General features: G+C 35.4%; 16 protein-coding genes and 1 pseudogene. 15 read left to right on the top strand and 2 right to left on the bottom strand.

What is annotated here, in order from left to right; genetic code table 11:
• Window positions 1-211 precede the first annotated feature (211 nt).
• From RE628_RS25420 to RE628_RS25390, 7 genes and pseudogenes are all read left to right on the top strand, one after another.
• Window positions 212-1,192 carry an AlbA family DNA-binding domain-containing protein gene (locus RE628_RS25420; RefSeq protein ID WP_309156019.1) on the top strand — a complete coding sequence of 327 codons (981 nt, stop codon included), beginning with the start codon at window positions 212-214 and terminating at the stop codon, window positions 1,190-1,192.
• Between the two features lie 55 nt (window positions 1,193-1,247).
• Window positions 1,248-3,863, top strand: a complete 2,616-nt coding sequence (locus RE628_RS25415) for a P-loop NTPase family protein (protein ID WP_309156017.1) — start codon at window positions 1,248-1,250, stop codon at window positions 3,861-3,863.
• A gap of 6 nt (window positions 3,864-3,869) precedes the next feature.
• Complete coding sequence (locus RE628_RS25410) at window positions 3,870-8,168, top strand: hypothetical protein (RefSeq protein ID WP_309156015.1); 4,299 nt, start codon at window positions 3,870-3,872, stop codon at window positions 8,166-8,168.
• 151 nt (window positions 8,169-8,319) lie between these two features.
• On the top strand, window positions 8,320-10,623 hold the full coding sequence (locus tag RE628_RS25405; RefSeq protein WP_309156013.1) for a hypothetical protein: 2,304 nt from the start codon (window positions 8,320-8,322) through the stop codon (window positions 10,621-10,623).
• A 100-nt stretch (window positions 10,624-10,723) separates the two neighbouring features.
• Complete coding sequence (locus RE628_RS25400) at window positions 10,724-11,434, top strand: hypothetical protein (protein ID WP_309156011.1); 711 nt, start codon at window positions 10,724-10,726, stop codon at window positions 11,432-11,434.
• Window positions 11,407-13,002, top strand: a complete 1,596-nt coding sequence (locus RE628_RS25395) for a hypothetical protein (RefSeq protein WP_309156009.1) — start codon at window positions 11,407-11,409, stop codon at window positions 13,000-13,002. The genes RE628_RS25400 and RE628_RS25395 overlap by 28 nt, the downstream gene beginning before the upstream one ends.
• Before the next feature lie 141 nt (window positions 13,003-13,143).
• Window positions 13,144-13,353, top strand: a pseudogene (locus RE628_RS25390) (transposase); the annotation flags it as partial.
• A gap of 99 nt (window positions 13,354-13,452) precedes the next feature.
• On the opposite strand, the gene RE628_RS25385 reads toward RE628_RS25390, so the two are convergent.
• Both RE628_RS25385 and RE628_RS25380 read right to left on the bottom strand, forming a co-directional pair.
• On the bottom strand, window positions 13,453-13,941 hold the full coding sequence (locus RE628_RS25385; protein ID WP_309156007.1) for a hypothetical protein: 489 nt from the start codon (window positions 13,939-13,941) through the stop codon (window positions 13,453-13,455).
• On the bottom strand, window positions 13,922-14,794 hold the full coding sequence (locus RE628_RS25380) for a protein kinase domain-containing protein (RefSeq protein ID WP_309156005.1): 873 nt from the start codon (window positions 14,792-14,794) through the stop codon (window positions 13,922-13,924). The genes RE628_RS25385 and RE628_RS25380 overlap by 20 nt, the downstream gene beginning before the upstream one ends.
• 398 nt (window positions 14,795-15,192) lie before the next feature.
• On the opposite strand from RE628_RS25380, the gene RE628_RS25375 reads away from it, so the two are divergent.
• The 8 genes from RE628_RS25375 to RE628_RS25340 all read left to right on the top strand — a co-directional run bounded on the left by RE628_RS25375 (window position 15,193) and on the right by RE628_RS25340 (window position 23,154).
• Window positions 15,193-15,576, top strand: coding sequence for a hypothetical protein (locus RE628_RS25375; RefSeq protein WP_309156003.1), 384 nt, complete (start codon window positions 15,193-15,195; stop codon window positions 15,574-15,576).
• A 681-nt stretch (window positions 15,577-16,257) separates the two neighbouring features.
• Complete coding sequence (locus tag RE628_RS25370) at window positions 16,258-16,470, top strand: AAA family ATPase (RefSeq protein WP_309156001.1); 213 nt, start codon at window positions 16,258-16,260, stop codon at window positions 16,468-16,470.
• Between the two features lie 616 nt (window positions 16,471-17,086).
• On the top strand, window positions 17,087-18,373 hold the full coding sequence (locus tag RE628_RS25365; RefSeq protein WP_309159572.1) for an ATP-dependent nuclease: 1,287 nt from the start codon (window positions 17,087-17,089) through the stop codon (window positions 18,371-18,373).
• A complete protein-coding gene (locus RE628_RS25360) occupies window positions 18,358-20,328 on the top strand; it encodes a UvrD-helicase domain-containing protein (protein WP_309155998.1) in 1,971 nt (656 codons plus the stop codon). The genes RE628_RS25365 and RE628_RS25360 overlap by 16 nt, the downstream gene beginning before the upstream one ends.
• A 611-nt stretch (window positions 20,329-20,939) precedes the next feature.
• Window positions 20,940-21,338 carry a GNAT family N-acetyltransferase gene (locus RE628_RS25355; protein WP_309155996.1) on the top strand — a complete coding sequence of 133 codons (399 nt, stop codon included), beginning with the start codon at window positions 20,940-20,942 and terminating at the stop codon, window positions 21,336-21,338.
• 527 nt (window positions 21,339-21,865) lie between these two features.
• The gene (locus RE628_RS25350) at window positions 21,866-22,522 is read left to right on the top strand and encodes an IS110 family transposase (RefSeq protein WP_309155994.1); all 657 of its coding nucleotides are present in this window, start codon (window positions 21,866-21,868) and stop codon (window positions 22,520-22,522) included.
• Between the two features lie 49 nt (window positions 22,523-22,571).
• Window positions 22,572-22,820 (top strand): hypothetical protein, encoded by a 249-nt coding sequence (locus RE628_RS25345; protein ID WP_309155992.1) that lies wholly within the window; start codon window positions 22,572-22,574, stop codon window positions 22,818-22,820.
• Window positions 22,789-23,154, top strand: coding sequence for a transposase (locus RE628_RS25340; protein ID WP_309155991.1), 366 nt, complete (start codon window positions 22,789-22,791; stop codon window positions 23,152-23,154). Before RE628_RS25345 ends, RE628_RS25340 begins: the two co-directional genes overlap by 32 nt.
• Window positions 23,155-23,403 lie beyond the last annotated feature (249 nt).

Raw genomic sequence — 23,403 nt, 5'->3', positions numbered from 1 at the left:
GAAAAATTATTCTAAGAGGATATCTATGTGAGCTATAATTTTGTTCTGTGTAGGGATAATAGTGGCTTCACCTTGTAAAAGGTGAAGCCACTTTCGTCTAAGTCTAAGGCATGCAGCTAAGTTGAAATCGGTTACTTACTCCCTTTTCAGTATTATTGTATACAGCTTTCAACAAAATAAAATGGTATAATTGGTAGGATATAGTCTATGCATGTCGATAATTAGAGAAGTAATTAAAAAGTTATTTTTTTGGGACTTGAGGTGCATAAAAGTGAACAAATTATCTGAATTGATACAATATGGTTATGAGTGTGAGTACCTAGATTTTAAAGAAAAACAATATGCCAAAGATAAACATTTGGATTTAGTTGTAGATATTATGGCGATGGCTAATTCGCGTCACGATGGTGACAAATACATAATCATTGGAATAAAGGATTTACCGGAAGGGAGGATAATTAAGGGAATTGATCCAACGGAGTTTGTTGATTCATCTAATTACACACAAATCATACACGATACTGTAGAGCCAGAAATACATTTTGAATATTTTAAGTATGAATATGAAGGTATCACTCTAGGGGTATTTAGAATTTTCGGTACAGATAATAAACCATATATGATTAAACGAAAATATGAAAAGCTTCATGAGGGGTTTTGCAAAATACGCAAGGGTAGTATGAATGCAAATGCTAAACGTAGTGATTTTGATTATATATACGGCAATAAAGGAGAAGTAGAAGTTAAACTGCAAGAAAGTATACTCCACGCTGTACACGATCGAGAGGAATGTGCAAGCATAGAGGTTCTAATAGCCAATAATACTGAGAGGCCACTGACTATCATAAGAGGGCTGTTAATTATTACGAACTCCGAAGGAGTTGAACTAACTGAACATCGTGTATATGGATTAGAGAATATTGTGGGAGCTGACTTTAAATTATCTTTGCCGCCTAAATCCGAAGTGGTTGGTCAATTATATGTTAGGTTTGGCTCATCAGATCCTTTTCCGTTAAACATAGATGAATATGGGATAGGGCTAGATGTATATAACTTCGAAGTGATTTTTTGGGATGCCAGAAAAAATGAGTATTCTTATAAATTGACCGATGGACATGTTTTTGCGGATGGGGATTTTTTATGGAAGGTAAAAGAATCTAAAGGAATAAAGCATAAGTTTAGAACTCACTAAATAACAATACTATTTTTCTTGAATATTGTATCCGGAGTTAAAGGAGATTAAATAAATGGATAATGGATTAGTGAGATATTCAAGAGCTGGTGATGTTTTTCATTACCGCTGGGCAGCTCGTCGTTGTCTTAAAATGATTTATCCTAAATCTAAACTCAGTCATATTATGATTGAAGGTTCTGAAGACCTGGAATTGGATGGAGAGTACGTTATTGATGTTGCTGAATATTGGGGTGAAGAGGAAACTGAGATAAGAGAAATAGCGTACTTTCAACTAAAGCATACTACAGTAAGATACGACCAACCGTTTAATTTAAGTGATTTAAAAGATACAATTAAAGGTTTCGCAAAGCGTTATGTTGGCCATCTTTCGAATGAAAATAAGAGTTCAAACTCTCCAAAAATAAAATTTTATATTGTGACAAATAGACCGATTGCCGAAAGTTTTAAGAATAATCTGAAGGCTGTTGGTTCTGGGAGAGATGTCGGAAGGATCTTTAAAGAAACAATTGAAGAATACTCAGCTTTGAGTCAAGAAGATTTAAAGGAATTTTGTTCTTTAATTGAACTAGTTGATGGCGAGGGGAACTATAATCAGCAAAAATATGAACTTTATGTTGAGGTATCACAACTTGTAGCTGGGAGTATAGATAACCAATTATTGGAAAACATTACTGCTCTAGTGCAAGAAAAGGCACTTCCTGATCCAAATGGAAACGGAAAAATTGTGAAAGAAGATATTTATATGCGATTGGGTATCTCGTCTGAACGTGAAATGTACCCCGCTCCACCAGAATTAGAGAAGATTGATAAAGTTATTCCTCGAATTCAATACATTGAATTATTAGACCAAATTATTAAAACACCTGTACCGAAAATAATTCATGCTGCTGGTGGTGTTGGGAAATCTGTATTTGCTCGTTATATGGTTCAAAATCTCCCAATAGGATCTTTAGGGTTAGTTTATGATTGTTTCGGTGGTGGGCGTTATCGAAATAGAAGTGAGTCACGCCATCGTCACCGTGATGGATTAATTCAAATCGTTAATGAATTAGCGTCACACGGGTTATGCGATCCTATTTTAGCCATATCAACTGCTTTAGAGGATGACATTATACGAAAATTTATCTCGAGAATTGCTATGGCTATCAGTGCATTAAAGGAGACAAATAATGATGCAGTTCTGGCTATTGTAATTGATGCTGCTGATAATGCGGAAATGGCTGCAGAAGAATTTAATCAAGATTGTTTCGTTCATGAACTGCTGAGAGAGTCAATTCCAGCAGGATGTCAACTTATTGCACTATGTAGAACGGAACGAATACATCTTCTCCAACCGTCCAGTTCAATTATACAATTGGAATTAAAACCATTCTCTGAAAAAGAAACAATGATACATCTAAGAAATTACTATAGCGAAGCAAAGCTCATTGATGGAATTGAGTTCCATCGTCTCACCAGTGGTAACCCTCGTGTGCAAGCCAATTCTTTATCAGCAGGTTTTTCTGACATTATAGAAGTTCTTACAAACTTAGGTCCTTCAGGAACCACGGTTGAAGACCAAATTAAAGCACAACTTAATTTTGCTGTGTCAGGTGTAAAGGATAAACTCTCCAGTAATTATCAAAAGCAAATTGATTCTATATGTGTTGGATTAGCTACACTACCTCCATTTATACCCATTAGTATACTTTCTAAGGCTGCTGAAGTAGAGGAATCTACTTTAAAAAGCTTTATTGCTGATTTAGGTCGCCCGCTTTGGATATCTAATACATCAGTTCATTTTAGAGATGAGCCAACAGAGACTTGGTTTCGTGAACAATTTAGGGCCACCCCGGAACAAGTATTATCTTATCTTGAACGTTTAAAATCACTAGCTTCCTCATACATTTATGTTGCCTTAACACTTCCATCTTTGTTATTACAGGCCGGTCAATATAGAGAACTGATAGAGTTAGCTGTTTCAGACGAGTTTTTACCTGAGAACAATCCAATTGATGAACGAAATGTAAGAGTGTATCGCTTGCAGTTTGCGTTCAAGGCAGCTTTAAAACAGAAACAATATGCCGATGCGATTAAAATTGCATTGCGAGGTGGTGAAGAGGTAGCAGGAAATAAACGTCAGTATGAGCTCCTTTCAAAAAATGTGGATTTGATCGCTCCTTTACAAGATAAAGAAAGAGTACAGGAGTTGGCTTTCAGACAACTTTTGAAAGGTGAATGGGATGGTTCTGAAAACGTGTATTCTGCTTCATTGTTGTCATTTCTTGAAGATTTTCGAGGAGAGGCTAGGGGGTATTTAAGATCATCAAATAATTGGCTTAAAATTTATTTTGAAAAACAAAAAGAAGAAGAGGTCTCAATAGTCAAACACTTAAAAAATGAAGACATAGTAGAGATGGTATATGCTTACTTTAATCTAAATGGAATTAAATTTGCTATTGACTTTATTTTGAGTTGGAAGCCTATTGAAATAATTTACAGTATTACACGTAGGTTTGCTAGACGACTTGTTGATGCTGGCAATTTTGAGGCCTTACATGAAATGTTATCATTTGATTCTAGGAGTCAATATCTTACCATAGCAGTAGTCCAGGAATTATTGGAAGTAGGGCAAGTGCCAGACTCAAAGGCATTAAATTCCATTCTAATATTATTTACTACAAATTGAACCCGAATGCGAAAGCCGGAATACTCGTACAATGATGCAACAAACTCGGCAATTGTATCATTTGCAGAAGCATGTGCCGCAAATAATTTGCCGAGTAACCAGATACTAAGATTATTAAATTATTATATTCCCAATAAAGCTCCACTATCTATTTCAAGTAATCATTCAGATAAGACAAGGAATACTTATTTTCGCGCTGTTGCTTTGAAATTGGTGATTTCAAATAAAATAGATTTTGCATTTGATGATTTAATTCCAAGTGAACAATTGGAAGACAATAAGACATATAAAAACAAACAAAGAAATGATGAACTTAAACGAGTAATAGGAGGGCTATTGCCATGGTATATCGCTAGGGCAAGAGCGCTTATAAATAATGAAGAACTAATTGAATTTAGTGAAAGTGCTGAAAGCCAAGCCAGATCATTTTTAACTCAAGGATGGAGAGACTACGATGTTCTTCTCTATGAAGTCTCGCGAGTCCAGATCGACATTCTTATTTTTTGTAACAAAGAAGAAGATAGTCGAATTGAGGAGTACTATTCAAGATACTTAAAAAGTAGTGAATATATATGGATGCAGGATAGCTTAGTTTTAGTTCGTGCGGCGTTTCGTGTAGAACATCTCATTAGATTGAGAAGAGATTTGGAACGTTCTATATTTGAATTAATTCAAACAAATAATGATGGTCCAGATCAAAAATCCGAATTATACGTAGATCTTGCTCGCTCAATTTTTTGCCAAAGTAAAGATGACGCAGCTACTTATTTCGATTATGCAATTCAAGCAGTATCTAAATTTGGAGATGAAATAGTTGAACGCTGGGAATCGATTGTATCATTAGCCAAACGGGGCTCAGAAAGCTTACAGGTATCACCAGATATCTCATATCGTTTTATTCGGACGGCAGAATTAGTTGGAGATAATGTTGCCCGTGAGAAGTATTGGAATCGAAATGATGCTATTAGAACATTGGTTAGAATGTCACCTAGTTCAGCATTGGCAGCGTTAAGTCGTTGGAGGGACCGGGATATTGGTTGGTTTGATCAACAGTTATTTGCTTTAACCAAAGAGCTTGTGGTATCAAAGGATATTTCTCCAATGGTAGCTTGGTCATTGTCGGCATTTTTTAATCAAGAATATGAACTAAATGAAATTGCAATACACTGTATAAGAAACGAAAGTTCTGCTACAAACCGTCAATTTATTTTAACTAAAGCGGTTGAATATTTATCTCTTAATGAAACATCAGAGTTACGATGGAAAGAACTTAATGATACTGCAAATCAATATTCGGTTGATGATAAACGAATAAGAGAGATCCTGAATTTCTATACTAAATCATCTGACAAAAAAGTTGATCAGAGAAATCAGGCAGCCTCCTATAAGGTGAGGGAGGAAAAACAAGAAACTTTTAAATGGGAAGAGATCTTTTTAAATCTTGAGCTAACTTCCCATGTAGGGATTAGTTCTGCATTTCAACATTTTGAAAAGGTCGCAGAGATCCCTATGAATCACGAAGGCTTTTGGATGGAACTATATAGACGTATTAATGATAACGAAGTGATTCATTTCTTAAATGAGCTGGTAATCGCAGAACGTGTAGATTTATTTGATATAAGAACTGCGCTTCAGTGTATTCCAAAGGATTGGAAAACTAAAGCTAGTGTTATACAAAAATGGCCAGGAATATTAAAGAAGGTTGCACAACGATTTGCATCTGAACTTTCTGAAAGGGGTTCATTAGAGTATTTTCTTGGAGGACTACAGGTTGAAGTCGAAATGATCGCATCCATTAATGCGGGGATTATCGAGGGATTATCGAATAATAGTGAATTAGTTAGTGAGAGTACATTCTTTGGTTTTGTGAAGATTGCCTCAAGCTTTGTATCGGAACAAGAAGCAATTTACTTAATGGATTTCGCATTGGCTCGAATAGAGATGCATATTGATGAGGATTATGCCGATGGGAAATGGTCAAAACTCATAGTTCCACCGACAGAATTGAGCGAATCATTTGCAGGGTTTATTTGGGCTGCATTAGGGTCTCCTCAATCAAAGTTGCGCTGGCAAGCGGCACATTGCGTAGCCAGACTGGCTGAAGGAAACTGTATTAAGGAATTAGAGGATTTGATTAAATGGATGAAGAAGGATTCGGTGGATTCTTTTGGGAGCTCACATTTTGTTTTTTATAATTTACATGCTCGTCTGTATCTGTTAATTGCCTTAGCAAGAATATCCGTTGAAAATGCTCAAATACTACAGCCTTATCATGAGGTCTTTGCATATTATGCCCTTGAATTCAAACACATTATTATTCAGAAATATGCGGCTGATATTGCAATAAATATAGAAAATGTATGTTCTAACACATACAGCAAAGACATTTTGAGACAATTAAAAACAGTTGGGATTAGCCAACTACCAGCGAAGGTTATTAACAGATCCGAAAGATTTATTGGATATGATTATGATACAGAAGAAGGTACTACAGGTGTTGAGTTTCATCATGGGATTGACATTGATAGTTATTGGTACGATCCTCTTGGAAAAGTGTTTGGGATTTCAGGAAAAAAAATAGCGCAACGTGCATCTGAAATAATATTAAAAGAATGGGATGTTAAGTTAAAAGATGGTTACTTGGGTGATCCACGTTCAGCATTATGGCGTTCTCACCGAGACGGAAGAAATACTTATCACAGTCATGGGAGTTATCCGAAATCTGACGATTTAAGGTTTTATTACTCATACCATGCGATGTTTGTTGTAGCCTCTGAATTGCTTGATAAGATGCCTGTATTGATAAATGATGAGTGGTATGAAGACGAATGGGACAAATGGTTTAAACGACATTTGTTGTCTAGAAAGAATGGATATTGGTTAGCTGATCGGCGGGACGCTTTACCATTATCTCAATATGAATTAGCAACAACAGTGAAAAGTACAGAATGGGTATCTGAAATTTCTGCCCAGGATTTCATTGAACAAATACTAATTGAACGAAATGGGGAATACTGGCTGAATGTAGCCGGTTTAATAAGTAAAGGGGATAGCAACAGTGAGGAAACAGTCTATATTTCTACTGCACTGGTTTCACCTGATGCTTCTCAATCACTTTTGAACGCGTTATCTACTTGTCCCAACCCACATGACTTTAAACTACCCAATTATAATGAAGAAGATATGGAGATGGAGTTAAATCCGTTTTTTCTCAAAGGTTGGGTTTGGCAGGAAGAATCATCTAAGAGATTAGATGATTCAGACCCACATGCTGCTCAAATTTTATACCCCCCATATCTAATTGGAGAATCTATTGCAAAGATAATGGGTTTATCAACTGATAAAGATCAGCGAGAATGGTTTTCGAACGGACAGAAAGACCCGGATTTGATCTGTGAAATGTGGAGCACAGCTAACGGGGATGAGGACAAAGAACCTTTAAAGCGTGGCGAGCTGCTATTTGCTTCTATTAGTTTCTTAAAACAATTATGCGTGCTAACAGAGTGTGAACTTATATTTGAAGTGCAAATTAAGAGAGAGCTGAAATATAAATCTTATTCAGGGATGATGATGCAGATGGATATAGAGCACCTGAGAACAAAATCTATATACTCTCACCCGATGGAAGACTTAGAGACACAGAAACGTATTATCAACTTGGGCAAGAAACTGGTTAAAGAGTTGAATTTAGATCCTGGAGTTAACACGTTAGCCAGGTGGATGGCTCACTACATTGCTGAACAGATGGAATTTGCTCAAAATGCTGTAGGCGAGATAAAAGATGAAGCAGAAAAGCGTTGTTTTGAGTCTATATTGAAACTCTGGGAGCAACATTCTGATTTGCCTGATGGTATAAAACCGTTCCAAAACTTTGATTCAATTTTCAGAGCGATAGAGCGCTTGGATCCGGATAACGATGAATTTTATTTTTTTCTTAACTCAAGAAGAAAAGAAGGTAAAGATGAATTAATAGGCGATGTGCAAAGATGGTTACAAATGGCTGAAGATATTGATCAAGTAGCAAGAGTTTGGCTTGAGTATGTGTTTAAACAAGCTGCTTTAAGTGCTGTTGACGATAATACGGAAGAGTGGCTGGAATTATCAGAAGGGTTTAGTCAAGCCGGTGATGCATCATTTTGGTCTCACTATTTTTATGAAGAAAAATCAGAAACAGAAGAGGCGAAGAGAGAGTTGCTTTTATCAAGAATTGAGAAGCTTGAGGCTTTTAATGAGATTAATAAAGAGTTACTTTTGGTTTATAAAAAGGAACTTAAAGAATTATCGGATGTCATGTCTGAAAAATAAATATAATAATCAAAAATAAACCAATGTAAAAAGAGGGAGGGTGGGAACTGGCATTGAATCTTGGATATCGTTAATTTGTAGTAAACTCTTATAAATACTAGTGGGGATTTTTGTTATCAAATGATCTTGGAGTCAAAACAGGAGGGGTTTTATGAATTGGGCAGCCTTCCAACAACACGGGGAAGCTCCAACAAAAGCATTTGAAGCATTTTCAAATCAATTATTCGAACTTTGGTGTAATAGGCAGTATGGAGATAAAATCAAATATTTCACTGTAGTCAATGGTGCCGGTGGAGATGGCGGAGTAGAGGCCTATGTAATGCTAAGGGATAACACATATATTGGTGTTCAGTCGAAGTGGTTCTTACAAGCGTTACAAGCAAATGAAATTAGCCAGATACGAGGGTCAGTTCGAACGGCTAAAAAAGTTCGTCCAGATATTAAAAAATATATTGTTTGTATTCCAAGAGATCTATCCGCTAGAACTGCAAGGACTGTGAAAAATAGTAATTCAGAAGCTGATAGATGGAGTGCTTTATTGGCCGAAATGAATGATGAATTTCCCGATCTAGATATTGAGTTGTGGACTGAGTCGACTTTGCGGGATGAATTGCAGAAAGATGAATCCGGAGGTATTAGACGATATTGGTTTGAAAAGGAAGAGATTTCACTAGAGTCTTTAAAAATACAATTTGAAAAGAATAAAGCAGGATGGTTGCGCCAAAGATATGTTGCATCGTTGCATGGACAAGGAAGAATACATCAGGAAAGCGAAATTTTGCTTGGGAATTTAGAATACAGAAAAAAACTGAAGAGTTTGCTAATGCATGATATCGCAACTCTTGAAACGTTAGAACAAGAGATTTATTTTGGAGATAGTCTGTTTGGTGAACAAAAGGCTTTAAAAACAGAATTACAAGATTGTCTTAAGTATCTGCAACAACTAAAATCTAATCTTACTACTCTTGTTGAATGCTGTGAATTTGATGCATATCCTCAGCCGTTGATTCCTTACAATCGGCCAAATTTTGAATTATGTCTTGATCTCGTTGAAAAGCTCCCACTTCACTCGGTGATATCTGTCAATAGAAGAGATCTTAAAAAAGCTGTTCAAAAATTATTAGATCAAGAGATAGAAGAACGTGTGGCAAGCACCCATGATGCTCTCATTAAAAAATATATTATTTTTCTTGGAGATCCCGGAACGGGTAAAACACATGGCTTGGCTGACATTGTGGAGCAATACATAGATGTTGAAGAGAAACCAGGGCTAATTATACAAGCTAGGCAGTATGACTCAAGTATGTTATGGCAAAGTATTTTAGTAAGCGCGCTTGGATTATCAGCGGATTGGAGCGAGAATGAAATTTGGTGGGCTTTAGAATCATTGGCGCATAGATGTGACGTCCGACAATTAAGGACAACGCAATCTGGTGATGAACAAGTTAATATGGTACGCACTAAAATATTGATTTGTATTGATGGTCTAGATGAATCAATTCCATGGGATCATTGGATAGAACGTATTAGTGAACTACAAGCCATAATGAAAAAGTTTGATCGTATTCGTTTTTTTGTAGCAAGCAGACCGTATGTTTTTCCTAGTAGTATGAAAAAGATGCCATTTGTTTTATTGCCATCTGAGGGTGATTTGAGAGTTAGTGAATTGTATCAACAATATATAAAACACTACAATGTTCAGTTCGAAAATGAAGAGGAATTTGCCTGGTTAAAATGGAGCATAAAAACGCCACTTGCTCTGCGATTGTTCTGTGAATATTATCAAAATAAACTGCTGGTTCGAACAGATAATGTTTCGACAACCATTTCACAATTACTGCGTGAAAAAATTCAGCATGTTGATAGGGAAATTAACAAGCGTTTTGGACAGTTGTGGAGTGAAAATGATTATGTTGTTCTTCGATCGTTAATTCACATTTCCAAGCATGCATTGCAAGATCCGCGAATTGAACGTAAATATTTAGGACAACTAATTATGTCATCACAAGAAAGTGCGATACTTGATCTAAAAGCATCATTTAAGCTCATAGATTATCTTTTTGGGTACGGTCTATTATATCAATATATTAAACAGTCAAGTAATCCTCTAGAGCCTCCAGAAATCATTTATGAAATAGCTGTACAACCCTTAATGGATTTTCTGTTAGCCGTTCAAATTGTTGATGGTGTTCTGAATCAAGGACAAAAGGAAATGCCCGATACCTTGAAGTATCGAACAGGCGCACGACAAATGGCAGCAATTGTTTTGTTACAGGATCACGACATATTGGTTGGTCGGGATGGAATATGGACGGCCTCCTTGCTTGCGCATGATTTATTAAGTGTACAATTATTTGCATTATCGAATGTTACCTCTGAGAAAACAGCTCTATTTGCTGAACAAACCCAATCAACTACTTCGGAAATCTATGCCGCTTTGTCGGAAAATTGTTAATGAACTTATTGCGAAAGTGGCAAGAGTCGACAATCACCCTCTAGGCCCGATACTTGTACACAACAACCTGATATCGTGTACTACGGTAGCGGAAAGAGATTTGTTTTGGTCATTGCCAGAATATATCCCTCGTCAGTCTCGAAAGCCATGGGAAGGTACTGGGGCCTGTATCAGCTCAGCTAAGGAGTTTGAACTGTTACCATCAGACAGACATCACGGTCTACCTTTATTATACGCATGGCAGTTAACAGTGGTAGACAACAGCGTTAGGAATGAATGTCGCAAAAGTTTAACCAGATGGGGAATACAAAATCCTAAAGAGTTTATTAAATTAATTGAATTAACTTATATAACAAATGACCCACAAATGAGAGAAGACTTGCTAAGTTGTGCTTATGGAGTGGCTTCTTGTTTAACGGAAGAACACCCAACTCTTAAAACTATGGCCCAATGGATGTTAGTTAATATCTTTGATCCAGATAAAGTAGCTATTACTTTAAATGCTGTAATACGTTTTGCTGCCAGAGCTGTGGTTGAAAGAGCATATATGTTTGGGTTCATTACTCAAGAAGAAGTGGAAAAAGCCAGACCACCATATCCAACGGGGAGTCACTTTGCAGAATTAGACTCATATGCAAGCCGGAATTATAAAGAAGGTTATGGTTTAGGCAGCGGACCTATTCATGGAGACTTAGCCCAGTATGTACTTGATAAAGGATTTACAGATTTTTTTAAACAGCAGGGTTACGACTCTTCGACAGAATTAATTAAAGATGGGGTTAATTGGGAGACATACCGAAAAAAATTTTAGAGAAGTATCTACAGCTTAATGCGAATCAAACGGACTTTGGCATAGTTAAAGATGCATTGTATAAAATTGAGCAAGAAAAAAAAATGAGGAAACATGCAGGAGAGAAGTTAGATGAAATATTAAAGAGTTGGTCTGCAGAGTCTTTATCCTCAGAGAATGCTGAGGATGAAATCTTTGAAGAATTGGATGATAATTTTGCAGAATATGTTTATACATTTGAGGATATATTAGATGAAACAGAGCAAGAAGAAATTAATGAAGGATTCCCCACGGAAACAAAGGCCTTTCTGAAACGTCATGGAGAATCTATAGGACTAGCTACTTTAACCCCGAAACAGTTTGCATTAGGTTATGCTATGGCATTTCTTAATAGAATGGGCTGGAACGAAGAGCATTTCTACGGTATACCGAATGGTGGTAAAGAGGGAGAAGTTTTAGGGGTAGATATTGCTATTCTTAGACAATATTGGCCAGCTACTCATGGTAGTCAAAGCAAGATAATGCAGTTTAGTGAGAAATATGTTTGGTGTGCTATTCATGATATGCTTGGTTACCTTGCTGACCGTTTAACATTTTATCGCGATAGTGATAATGGTAAGCCAAAGGAATGGCTGTTAGATTATAGTCAAATACTTGATATCCCTAATCCTGTTCAAGAATTAGTGGGATATTCTTTAGAACAAATCAGACAAAATACTGGATGGTTCTTGCCATCAGAGTTATCACCATCTCTGACGGATTGTCAAAATGACGAGCTTGAAACAGTTAAGAGATGGATCCGTAATGCGCCACTGCCTGAAATGAAGTGGTGGATTGAATCGAAATTGTCGGAAATGACAGCTGTGGCAGAGGATTTAAAAGGAGAATGGGTATGTTTGTATAATTTCACTGCTCTCACAGAGTCTAAGACAATGTCGGATTCTCTTTTATGGATTAATAGTTTTGTAATAAAGGATGAGGATTTTGAGTATTTTCGAAATGATTGTGAGGAGAAAAGTGAGTACCTGTTTGATATTTTTAAGGACATGCCAGGAAGTAAACACTCCTCTCCCAAAACGGATACTTATATGAATCCGTCAGCCTTAAGTTGGATGCAATGGATAGAGGATGAATATGAAAAGTTTAGTGTATATACTTTGCATGGAAGAGAAATAAAGCAATATATTATTAATAAATGTTTATCACAGGTTACGTATAGTTCTGTAGAAGAAACAGAATTCACGTATGATTTGCCGTCCAAATTCATGTGTTCACTACTAAATATTTCTAATGGAGATGGATGGAGATATCGGGACAATGAAAATCAGGTAAATGCATTTTTCTCTATTGCAGGTACAGCTTATCGAAATAATCAGACGTTGCTCTATGCTAATAAAGATAAGTTGAATTCAAAATTAAAGCAGTCGGGATATAAGATGTTTTGGTCAATTCGCCTTATGCGAGAGCCATCAATAAAGATAAAAGATAAGTACGATAGATTTCACTTTCAGAAAGATTTAATTTGGTTAGCTTATTATGACCAAGAACAACTCATCCAGGTACCAGTTGAAGAACATTTATACCAGTAAACGGGCTAAAAGCCTCATTGATGCTGTTATGTATCATGCTATAGTTTCTTCATACTCGCGCTGTTTTCCCGGTTTCGTCAGCGAGATGTCAGTAAGCTAGATAACTGCCTGCGCTACAAGCAGTAAGCCCGCGAGAAACCTCGGAGTGAGGAAGGATACGCGCTGTCGGTTCGACGAATGATTGAACCGGAAAGTGTGTTTGGGCAAATGAAAAACAACCGGAGATTTCAGCGTTTTCTGCTTCGAGGCCTGCCAAAAGTGAGCCTTGAGGTCGAGTGGCTTTCACTTGCCCATAATTTGCTCAAGAAGGTGGTAATCGACCGAAAGAAAGAAATAGCGATGCAGGGATAACCACCCCGCACCGCTATTTTTTTGTTGTTCGTATGATTTTACATTAAGTGAACTGTCTTTTAAAACAAGTATAGCTACTTTTGGGACACCCCTCTGATTTTACCTGCTGTACCTATTGGATTTCATTGATATTTCATTAATATTATCTACAATCTCATCCAAAAAGCTAAAGTTGATATTTCCATCAGTATCATAGAAGCTTCCGAAATTATACGCATGATTAAAACTATAGACATTATCTCTATCACATAAGAGATGTGTTACAAATTTAGATTCGTTTTTGGTATATCTGACGAATAATTTAATTGAAGGCATTGCATCATTCCTAAAGTGCCGTAATATTGGAGAAACAATAAATTTATTCGGTGAATAATGTTCTAGTTTCATTTTAATATACTTTAATACTCTAATTTCATCGTATTGCCCACGTTCAATGTAATAAGTATCCTCTGACACTAAATCAATAAATTCCAGTAATAATTTGTAAGTATCAACACTCAAGTCTGCGGAATTATAAAATATTGGATCATTAGATTTATCTTGCTCCTTCCGTAGTTCTTCAATGTTTTTAATCTTTTTTTTTTTCATTCAAAAGGACTTTATAATCACGTACTAATATCAAAAATTCATTAATATCAATCCTATTTTGTGGTTCATAGCAAATAGCTTTTGCAAGAATACTCTCCAAGGGATCTATTGGAATATTTATTAAATATTTAGAAATAGACATTCTTTCATCATTAGGATTATATACTCCTTCAAAGCAGTCATTCCAATTATTTGTTAATAACATCCACAACGTTTTAGCTAAAGACCAAACGTCAGCTGGTCTTGCGTCTTTTTCATTTATATCTTTATATCTCATTTCTGGCGCTATCGTAGCATAATTTCCAATCCGATCGCCTTCTTCTGTAAGTCCACTAAATTCAGGATAAGCAACTAAACCAAAATCGCCAAATGCCCAACTTTCTTGGTAAAAATATAAATTGCTTGGTTTTATATCTCTATGTACTATCTCATTCATATGTAATTCTGCTAGCGTCTCAGATAAAGAAATAATGCAATCAATAATTTTTTCTATTTCGTCACAGTTGCCTAATTTTTTTTCAATAGGCATAGCTAAATCCATTACATACCATACTATAAGATCTTTAACGTCAGTATATTTAAAATCACCGTTAAGCTCTTCAGGAATACTTTTGTGGATTATAGGAACTATCCCTCTTATGTCATTTTGATAGCGCTCGACAATTTCCACTTCATGTATAAACCTTTTCAATTTTTTAACATCTCTAGGTTCATTGATTCGAAGGCTTTTTAAAGCATATTCTTTACCTCCTTCATCTTCAACTAATAGTACTTTTGCATTCCCACCAGAGGCATAATTGGATTCTTTTACTTTAAAAGGTTTATAAATTTCATAATTATTTTTACTAGCCATCACTCAACAATTCCTCCTTAAATCTTACTCATATCATATCTCATAATACTTCGCAGAAATGGGATACAACGAAGTATAATTACATGGTTTTATTTTCCAAGTATAAATTTAAAGATTCACAATGTCATCAGAACACTTGTTTTTATCACGTAGAAAAGGCGGACCAGGGGATCAGCTACGCACGTTTTCGAATGAGGTGCATGAACTGGCCGTCATCCGGGCGAAGCGTACGCATGCATCAACAAGGGGCTACTTGGCGGAGTTGCAGCACATGCGCACTTTCCTAGTCGACCCCCGCAGAAAGGCCATAGAGAAGACCTGGACTTAAGGGAGGAGAGAGAGCGAAAACACTGCTGACCTTACGCTGCTGCGAAAAGGCGATGAGGTATCTATTGCTGATGAAGTACAAAAACGACTCCAAGCATTCCAAGGGCGGAGCGATAAAGATTTCAGATTGTACCGTCACCAACAGGATTACAACAGACCGGCTTCGGTACAATGACGTCGAGTCAAAGCCGCTGACGAAACAGGATTCGACGAACATCGTGAAGTCTCCTGAGCATGTGCTATTTTACTGGATCAAGCACCACTTCTATATACCAGCAATCGAGGAAGTCCGTCGAGAAAGACTAAATCTTGATTGGGTTAGCATCTTCGCTGAAATGATGGTGCAGATGGCTACGATTAAAAAATACCCAAAGCAAAAAATCGCGAATACAGCAAAGTTACTGGTTCTCCCGGTTATATCTCTATTCTTCAAATCAGAAAGTCGAACTGCTTGAAAGGCTCATATCTATGCGTCAGTTTATAAAGGTAAAGGAACTTTTCGGTGTAAACTCTTCAAAAGAAATGGTTTCTATTATTAAGAAGATTGAAGGAATAAGCCATAGAGGATTCCAAAATAGCTGGGATAGAAATCAGCCGATAGGTTACCATATTAATCTGGAGCAAATCTGCACATTGCCATAGATACGTTGAATAGATTTTAAATGCGCACGTTACTTCATATATGTTATAAAATTAATACATTGGGTAGTATCGATGGTTTCGGTATTTATTTCACCTAATAGTTAATGTCCGGCGAAATAAATGCCGTATTGTTTCTTTTTATAAGGGAAGCTGATGTCCTTCAGATCGAGCAGCAATGAAAACATTATGGTTATAAAGAGGTCAGTCTTGGAGCTGTTCAATATATTTATTATTTTTTTCAATTAGGCGAAGATAGTTATTTGAATGATATATGAAAAAGAATGAGCACGTGCAAAAAGTCGCGTTGCTCATTTTTTTGTTGCTATTGTATGATTTTTTGGATAATTACAGTGAAAAAAGTAGGATTTACTTTATAAATGTCGAATTTTTACATATATCATTTAGTGCATTGTAGATAACAGTATTAGGCCGGAGTTAGCTGTTTATGGAATATTGGTATAAGTATGAACATCTTAAGCTGGGGAGATGAATAAATGATTAGAATTGATAAGATTAAAATTGAGAATTATAGAAAGTTTAGTGACGAAGACATATATTTTGATAAAAGTCTAACAGCAATAGCTGGTTCGAATAATGCAGGCAAAACATCTATTGTAGAACTTCTGTCTACTATTCTTGTACCTGGCAAGAGTATGAATATAGATGATATGAGTTATAATGCTCAAAAAAAGACGAGGATCTACTGAATAGTATTGCTAATGATACAGCCATAAATGAAGAAGAAAAAGCCGATAAATTAGCTGAGATTAGTAAAGACTTAAGTGAAGTTAAAGTATTATTAACTATAAATTATGATGATGATGATAGCTTAACTTTATTTTCAGGCTATCTGTCGGATATAGACATAAATAAAAAAAGCTACTATTTCCTTATTGAGTTTAATTATAAAAAACCTAAGAGAATAGAAATATTAGAGTATGTCAAAAGGGATCAAAACATTTTAGAGTTATTTTCCTCGTTAGAATCTACAGTATATTACTGCGATGAGCATGGTGACGATAAGGTTTTAATCAGCAATAAAGATAACTTCTATAAATTATTTAACTATCACTGTGTTTATGCTTTAAGAAAATTATCAGATACCTCTGAGGAAAAACAGAATTTTCTTAGTAAACAACTACTTAAAACTGTTAGAAATGACGAGAAGTGGAAAGAAGGACTTGCAGATTTAATTATAGATATTAATCGATTGTTATTAGATAAATCCCTGTCTAACAAAATCGACAGGATCACCATAGACACTATAAGGCAGACTTTAGATGATTTTTCTCAAACAAACGGTGGTAATACGGTAGGCTAGGAATTGATTTTAAACTAGAGAAGCATGAAATTGAAAAGGTTCTGTTAGAATTCACAAAGATTTATTTTGAACAAGACGGGGGAGGCAGGATAAAGGAGCAAAAGCAAGGGCTTGGATACAGCAATCTTATATATTTATTGCTTGAGGTAAAGATATTTAAAGAAAAGTTAAATAGAGAAAAAATAAATCTTTTGGTTTTTGAAGAACCAGAAGCCCACTTACACCCGCAAATGGAGAATATATTCATAAAGTTTTTAAATAGAATAACCTCAGCAAATGAATATGTTGCTACAGAAATAAAAGAAGCAAATATATTAGCTGTTAACCAAGATATGAACACTTCAGAAGAAGTTATGGAAGAAGTCGCAGTTGCGGTTGCATTTACTGTTAGTGATCAAATCGTATCTGATAAAGATTTAATTTCATTTCAAATGTTTATTACCACTCATTCTAGTGAAATGGCTAAATCTATCGATTTATCGAGTATCCGGGTTCTTAGACCCAAAAATCATATGGAATCAAAAATCTTTGACTTAAGATTATTTATTGCGGGATTGAATCCAAGTGAGTTTGCTTTCTACAATAAATTTTTTCAATTTAATATGATCGAGATGGTCTTTGCGGATAAACTGATTTTGTTTGAAGGTGATGCTGAAAGATTATTATTGAAATATTTAATTATTAATGATTCGAGATTTAGGATTCTTTCAGCTCAATACATCTCCTATATACAGGTAGGTGGAGCTTATGCATATAACTATTTGAAGCTTATTGATTTTTTGGAAATTAAAACTTTAATATTAAGTGACATTGATTATAGATATGATTCCGAAGATATAGAAAAAGAGGCTTATGAATTAATAAAAGATGTTGTGAAAAGAAACACTTCAAATAAGACAATAGAGGAGATTACCGAAAAGAGTAACATTAAAGATATTTATAAATCACAAATTAAAAATAAAGGTAAGTACAGTATCAGTAAATTTGTATGTTTAAAGTTTCAAACGTATAAAGATGGTTATGCACGTACGTTAGAAGATGCGATTTTAAAGAATTTATTAAATGTTAAAACGGTCTTTAATAAGGTTTCAAAACAAGAATTTCAAAAGTACATAGATCAACACAATTTACAAATAGCACCTTCTAAAAAATCAGAAACTTCAATTAGAGATCGCGTTGATAAATTAAGCCGAAAAACGGATTTTATGTACTCAATGATTGAGCATAGTCAAATCGAAAATTCAGTACCAACTTATATACTGGAGGGATTAAATTGGCTTCAGGAATAAGCTTTGAGAATTCATTAACAATTGTCAATGCGCCGGCAGGTAGCGGTAAAACAACTGCTATTTCTAAAAGCATTAGAAATTTGCTTGAAACAACAGGCAAAAGAATATTATGTATAACCTATACAAATAGAGCGACTGAACAACTGGCTTTGAAAATTGATGATGATCGCGTAGATATTAGTACTATTCATTCATTTATTGCTGATGTTATGCGCCCATTCTTTAGAAAAAAAGAAATATTGAAATTATATTTTGATTTATTCCAAGAGAAAATAAATCAAATTTGCTGCAGTACAGAAGCAATAGACTTGGAACGTATAGCCAAGTATAGAAGTCGGAAAGAAATTTCCAGTGAGACTAAGATAGACTGCGGTATTATTGCAAATAATACAAGTGAAATATTCTATAATGAAGCCCAGTTCTCTTCCTACATATATGGAGGGCTATCACATGATGATTTGTTATACTTTGCTAAAGAAGTGTTCTCTAAACACTCTAAATTAAACATGATATTTACACATAAATACTCTCATATTTTTATTGATGAATATCAAGATACCAAATCTGAAATACTTATATTGTTTTATAATGCGATATCGAAGACTTCAACCAAATTAATATTACTGGGAGATGAGATGCAGCAAATATATAATGAAAGAGGGGAAGAGTTTCAAACTACAATAGAAAATGAATTTTATAAAGATACTAGTTTGAAAAAAAACTGGAGGTCAACTGAGTATATTGTAACTGTCCTTAATAATTTATATTTTGATTCGAAGTATAAACAATTCCACGTACATGAAGGTGGACAAATTCCCAAAATACATATTGTTAATAGTATGAACAATGTAGAGGTTTTTGATGGTGCTTTACAGTTAGTATTATACAATAGTGAAATGTTTGACTTTATTGGCTCTGGCGGTCTATTTAGGGCATTTAGTGAAAAATATAAAATCTTCGATAAATATAGTGCTAAACAAATATTGACTGACATGACAATGGATAATCCAGATGAACTCATGATTATTTTAATCTTTATAACTGATTTAGTTGAACTTTTTGACCAAAATAAGTTTGGTGAGTTAATAAAGAAAATGATTGAATTTAAACATGCAAATGATGAAATATTGAGAGTGAAGAAGCATACAGATAAGGTTAAGTTACATAAACAACTACAAGAGCTTAGTATTACACTGAAAAATGATATAAGCATGTTTGATTTGTTAGAATATTTGCGCGAAACAAGAATTATCAAAGAAATTCATATAGAGGAATTAATAAGAAATATTTATGAAAATGAAAAATTTAAAGAGCTTATGATCTCCATAGACTACGTTCAATTTAAGAATTGTTATATTGAATGTAAAAAGCCTTCTATTTCAACTCAACATGCAGTAAAAGGTGAAGGCCATGATGCTGTTCAACTTAAGATTACAGACGGGTCTAATCCTAACATACAGATGTATCTCTTTTTAGAGCTCTGGTCAAGAAATTCATTTGACTATAAAAATATAAAAATAATTCAAAATGAATTAAAAGTCTTAAAGGGTGAATATAGTAATATATTGGGATTTTACTTATCTTCATCGAATCTTAATAAAGATTTATTCGACAGTCATTCCACAAAATTAATAGCGTTTCTAAATAAAAGTTTAAATGTGCTTAGATATAGTCAAGGATTATATGATTGTCTAATTGCAAAAGAATATGAGATATTCTCGAAAAAGCCAAATATTACAAACTATAGAAGGTGTATATCTGCATTAAACAAAGTGGAAGGTATAATTCCTGCCTATAAATTGTTTTATGTTGGTTGCTCACGTGCTAAAGAAAATTTAGATGTATATGTACTGTCGGATAAAATAAGCGGATTTAGAGGTCCGTTTATAGAGCAAATGAATAAAACCGGTTTTTTATTGAGGATTAAAGCCACTACCGTTCTAATACTGTTGTAAAGGGTATTGAATTACGCCTATAAGAGTTTAGGGAGTAGAAACAGGCGTGTCATTGAGACGAAATAGTTGAAAGGGCAAATATAGAGTTGTGGTAGAATTTGAAATTTATTTCTTCAATATTTCTTTATGGATGATTTCAAACGTTTTTTCATTGATAGATAATGATGTAAGTTGATTTGCACAGTAACTGTAGAGTCGGTAAGCTTGATGATAAATGTGAAGCTCGTATTTAAAGTTGCTCAAACTGGTTCACAACATTCTTTACATGGTAATTTCTAGCTGTTCACGACTTTCTTTTTTTCATCTTTATCACATGCCTTCATTAACCCAATAAAATCAACAAATTTAGTTCACGACATTTATTTCACCTGACAAAAGATTGTTTGAAGAAAATAAAGTATTTTCTTAGTGCTTAGGTTAAAGCCCCCTGTTTAAGCACTACATGCTACCCGCGTACGTTCTTTAATGGGTGATTGGAAATGGAATATAATGAGGAGAACGTAGCCCAAGCGAAGGCGCGGGAGCGTTCTTTTTATTGAACTAACGGGCAGGATAGTTTCAATATGATGGAGAATTCCAGATAAAGAAGTATTGCGGAAGGGGATAGATCGTTGAGTCGAGAGATAGTAATAAATCTGCCTATAGAACAGCATGAAGTACCAACTTTAAGAGAGTTAGTGGGATGGGACGGCAGACATTCTGATTACCCTGCTATATTTGAACGTTGCAACTTTTGGGCTGGTCTTCGAGATGAAAAAAACATTGAGCTTATAGCATTTGGCTATGTTGCAGGAATGGGATTGCAACATGGCTATATGGAGGACATAATTGTGCATCCTAAATTTCAGAAGAGAGGAATAGGGCAAGCCTTAGTGAAGAAATTACTTCAAGAGGCGGAGCAGTTCGGGTTAGAAATTGTGACGTTGACATACGATTCAAAACACACGTCATTCTATTCAGAGAGTGGATTCACACCTTGTTCCGGAGGATTATGGAGGAAAAAAGACTAAGCTAACGGGAAACGTTAGTTCAACAAATAGGCTTTTACCACTTTTGAGCAACATGCTAAAATACCATAGTACCAGTTAACCTCTGAGTCTAATGTGGAGCTTAGAAAGACTTCTATAAAGTATTTGTGGTAACTGGTACGGTATTTAGAAGGAATTAGCCCACTAATAGGCGTATATATAATTGTGCAGTGACCTCTCAGGGAACAACCGCCCAGAATAGGTTTGGAGCCGGCAGGACATCCTCCTGGACTTCTTTAACAGAAATGAGGCGCTCCATGTTTTTGGCGCTGCACATTTGATGATAATTCAACCTGTCGAAATGACAGGTTTTTTTGCGTAGAAAAACAAAGAACTTAACAGAGGAAGTAGGAAATTGTTTCCTCCTGTCGAAAGAACTTAACAGAAGCCCTTTAAAGTTATTGAGGCGGATTCTCGACCTCTCAGTTTATTATGGGTAATGCACCAAATCTAAAACCTGACATGCTACATTGGGCCCATTGCGGAGCTCTAAAGAAAACTTGGTTACTATGATGCAAATGATTCGAATAGGTGATCATAAATTGAATGATTTTATGCTTACGGATACGAGCAATATTGAAGACCCGGACAACTCAAGAGCTTTTTATCCCTTCTATGTTGGAATAGATATTGGTTCGGATTTCCATGTTGCTGCTTGCATTCCATTTGAAAAGTTCCGCAGTGAAAAGGAATGGAAACGCAGTAAAACAATGAAGTTTAACTCGGATAGTCAAGGGATTACAAAGTTTATCCATGCTTTGGAAGGTATTCAAGCACAATTCGGGTATAAACCACAGGATTTCTTTATTTTACTGGAACCAACTGGAGGGCATTATTCATATTTAGTTGTTAGAGTTCTATTAGATCGAGGCTATTCCATATATCAGGTTGAAAATAAAGCTGTAAAGGATTTTCGTGAACGCCAGCTAGGACTTAATGAAAAATCTGATGAAATTGATGCTAGAATCATGGCTTATATGGGATGGCACAAAACCCTTCATCCTGATATGCGTTCAGTGCGAATAGTTCGTCCTGCTAGTGCAGAGCAGGTTTTATACCGCACATTAACTAGAGATCGCTGGTTACTTACTACTCAGTTAACGAGACGTAAAAATCAAGTCCAGCAATTATTTTCTGTAACCAATCCTGAACTTAAACGAGCTTAGGCAAACTCTAATAACTATTGGTGCAAAATCTACTGCTACAAAAGCCTCTATGACCTTAGCAGAACTGTTACCCAACACATTAGCCTTGAACATTCCACACCTAGCTGAACGGCAAACGTGGCTAATTGAAGAAGCATTGCGTATAGATGAAGCTATAAAAAGCATGGATAAACAGATAGCATCCCTGTTTTATGGTGATCAAGAAAAAGGCTATAAACCTCATCCTTATACAAAAATACTTATGTCCTTCCCTATCATGAGTGAATATGGCGTGTACATTTATCGGCGCTATTGGTGATGTTGAACGTTTCTCAACATATTTGGAGTTTAAAAAGTACCTTGGTGTAGCCGCGGAGAATAAGATCTCGGGCACATCCGTTTTTAAGAGTAGGCAGACATACGAGGGTGTTAGAGACACTCGCAGAGTTTTATTCTTGATGACTTTGCTATTGATATCGCCAAAAATAAGCGAAAATAGTTTTCGTGTTTACTACAAGCGATTAGTTGAACGAGGAATGGCGAAGAGAAAAGCAATAGGTCATGTAGGCGGTAAGATTGCCCAAGTTTTATACTCCTGCCTTAAAAACAACGAACCTTATGATCCGTTCAAACACGCGAGCAAAAGGGGGTAACCCTTGATGGCGAAAGAGTAAGATTAAAGATTCCATCTAACATAGAAGATTACGAACGCCAAGCGGATGAATTAGCAGATGACAATGTCTTATAAACGACCAGTATCTTACACTGCCTTACACTGAACATAAATAGCCCATTACATGTAAAATTGGAAATAAGAAGCTTCCAAATTACGGTGATGGGCTCATTTACATTTTTCTAAGCGCTACACTACATTAGACTAGGAAAATAAAGTTGTAGACTAA

Origin of the sequence: Paenibacillus sp. D2_2 (genome assembly GCF_031199965.1) — a bacterium.
GTDB lineage: Bacteria > Bacillota > Bacilli > Paenibacillales > Paenibacillaceae > Fontibacillus.
This window is presented reverse-complemented; position numbering and strand designations above follow the sequence as displayed.

Coding starts and splice junctions, on each gene's coding strand:
- RE628_RS25370 (WP_309156001.1), top strand. CDS start 16,258: ATGATTAGAATTGATAAGATTAAAATTGAGAATTATAGAAAGTTTAGT.
- RE628_RS25350 (WP_309155994.1), top strand. CDS start 21,866: ATGATGCAAATGATTCGAATAGGTGATCATAAATTGAATGATTTTATG.
- RE628_RS25375 (WP_309156003.1), top strand. CDS start 15,193: ATGAAGTACAAAAACGACTCCAAGCATTCCAAGGGCGGAGCGATAAAG.
- RE628_RS25340 (WP_309155991.1), top strand. CDS start 22,789: ATGGCGTGTACATTTATCGGCGCTATTGGTGATGTTGAACGTTTCTCA.
- RE628_RS25385 (WP_309156007.1), bottom strand. CDS start 13,941: ATGAAAAAAAAAAAGATTAAAAACATTGAAGAACTACGGAAGGAGCAA.
- RE628_RS25405 (WP_309156013.1), top strand. CDS start 8,320: ATGAATTGGGCAGCCTTCCAACAACACGGGGAAGCTCCAACAAAAGCA.
- RE628_RS25415 (WP_309156017.1), top strand. CDS start 1,248: ATGGATAATGGATTAGTGAGATATTCAAGAGCTGGTGATGTTTTTCAT.
- RE628_RS25410 (WP_309156015.1), top strand. CDS start 3,870: ATGCGAAAGCCGGAATACTCGTACAATGATGCAACAAACTCGGCAATT.
- RE628_RS25345 (WP_309155992.1), top strand. CDS start 22,572: ATGACCTTAGCAGAACTGTTACCCAACACATTAGCCTTGAACATTCCA.
- RE628_RS25420 (WP_309156019.1), top strand. CDS start 212: ATGTCGATAATTAGAGAAGTAATTAAAAAGTTATTTTTTTGGGACTTG.
- RE628_RS25380 (WP_309156005.1), bottom strand. CDS start 14,794: ATGGCTAGTAAAAATAATTATGAAATTTATAAACCTTTTAAAGTAAAA.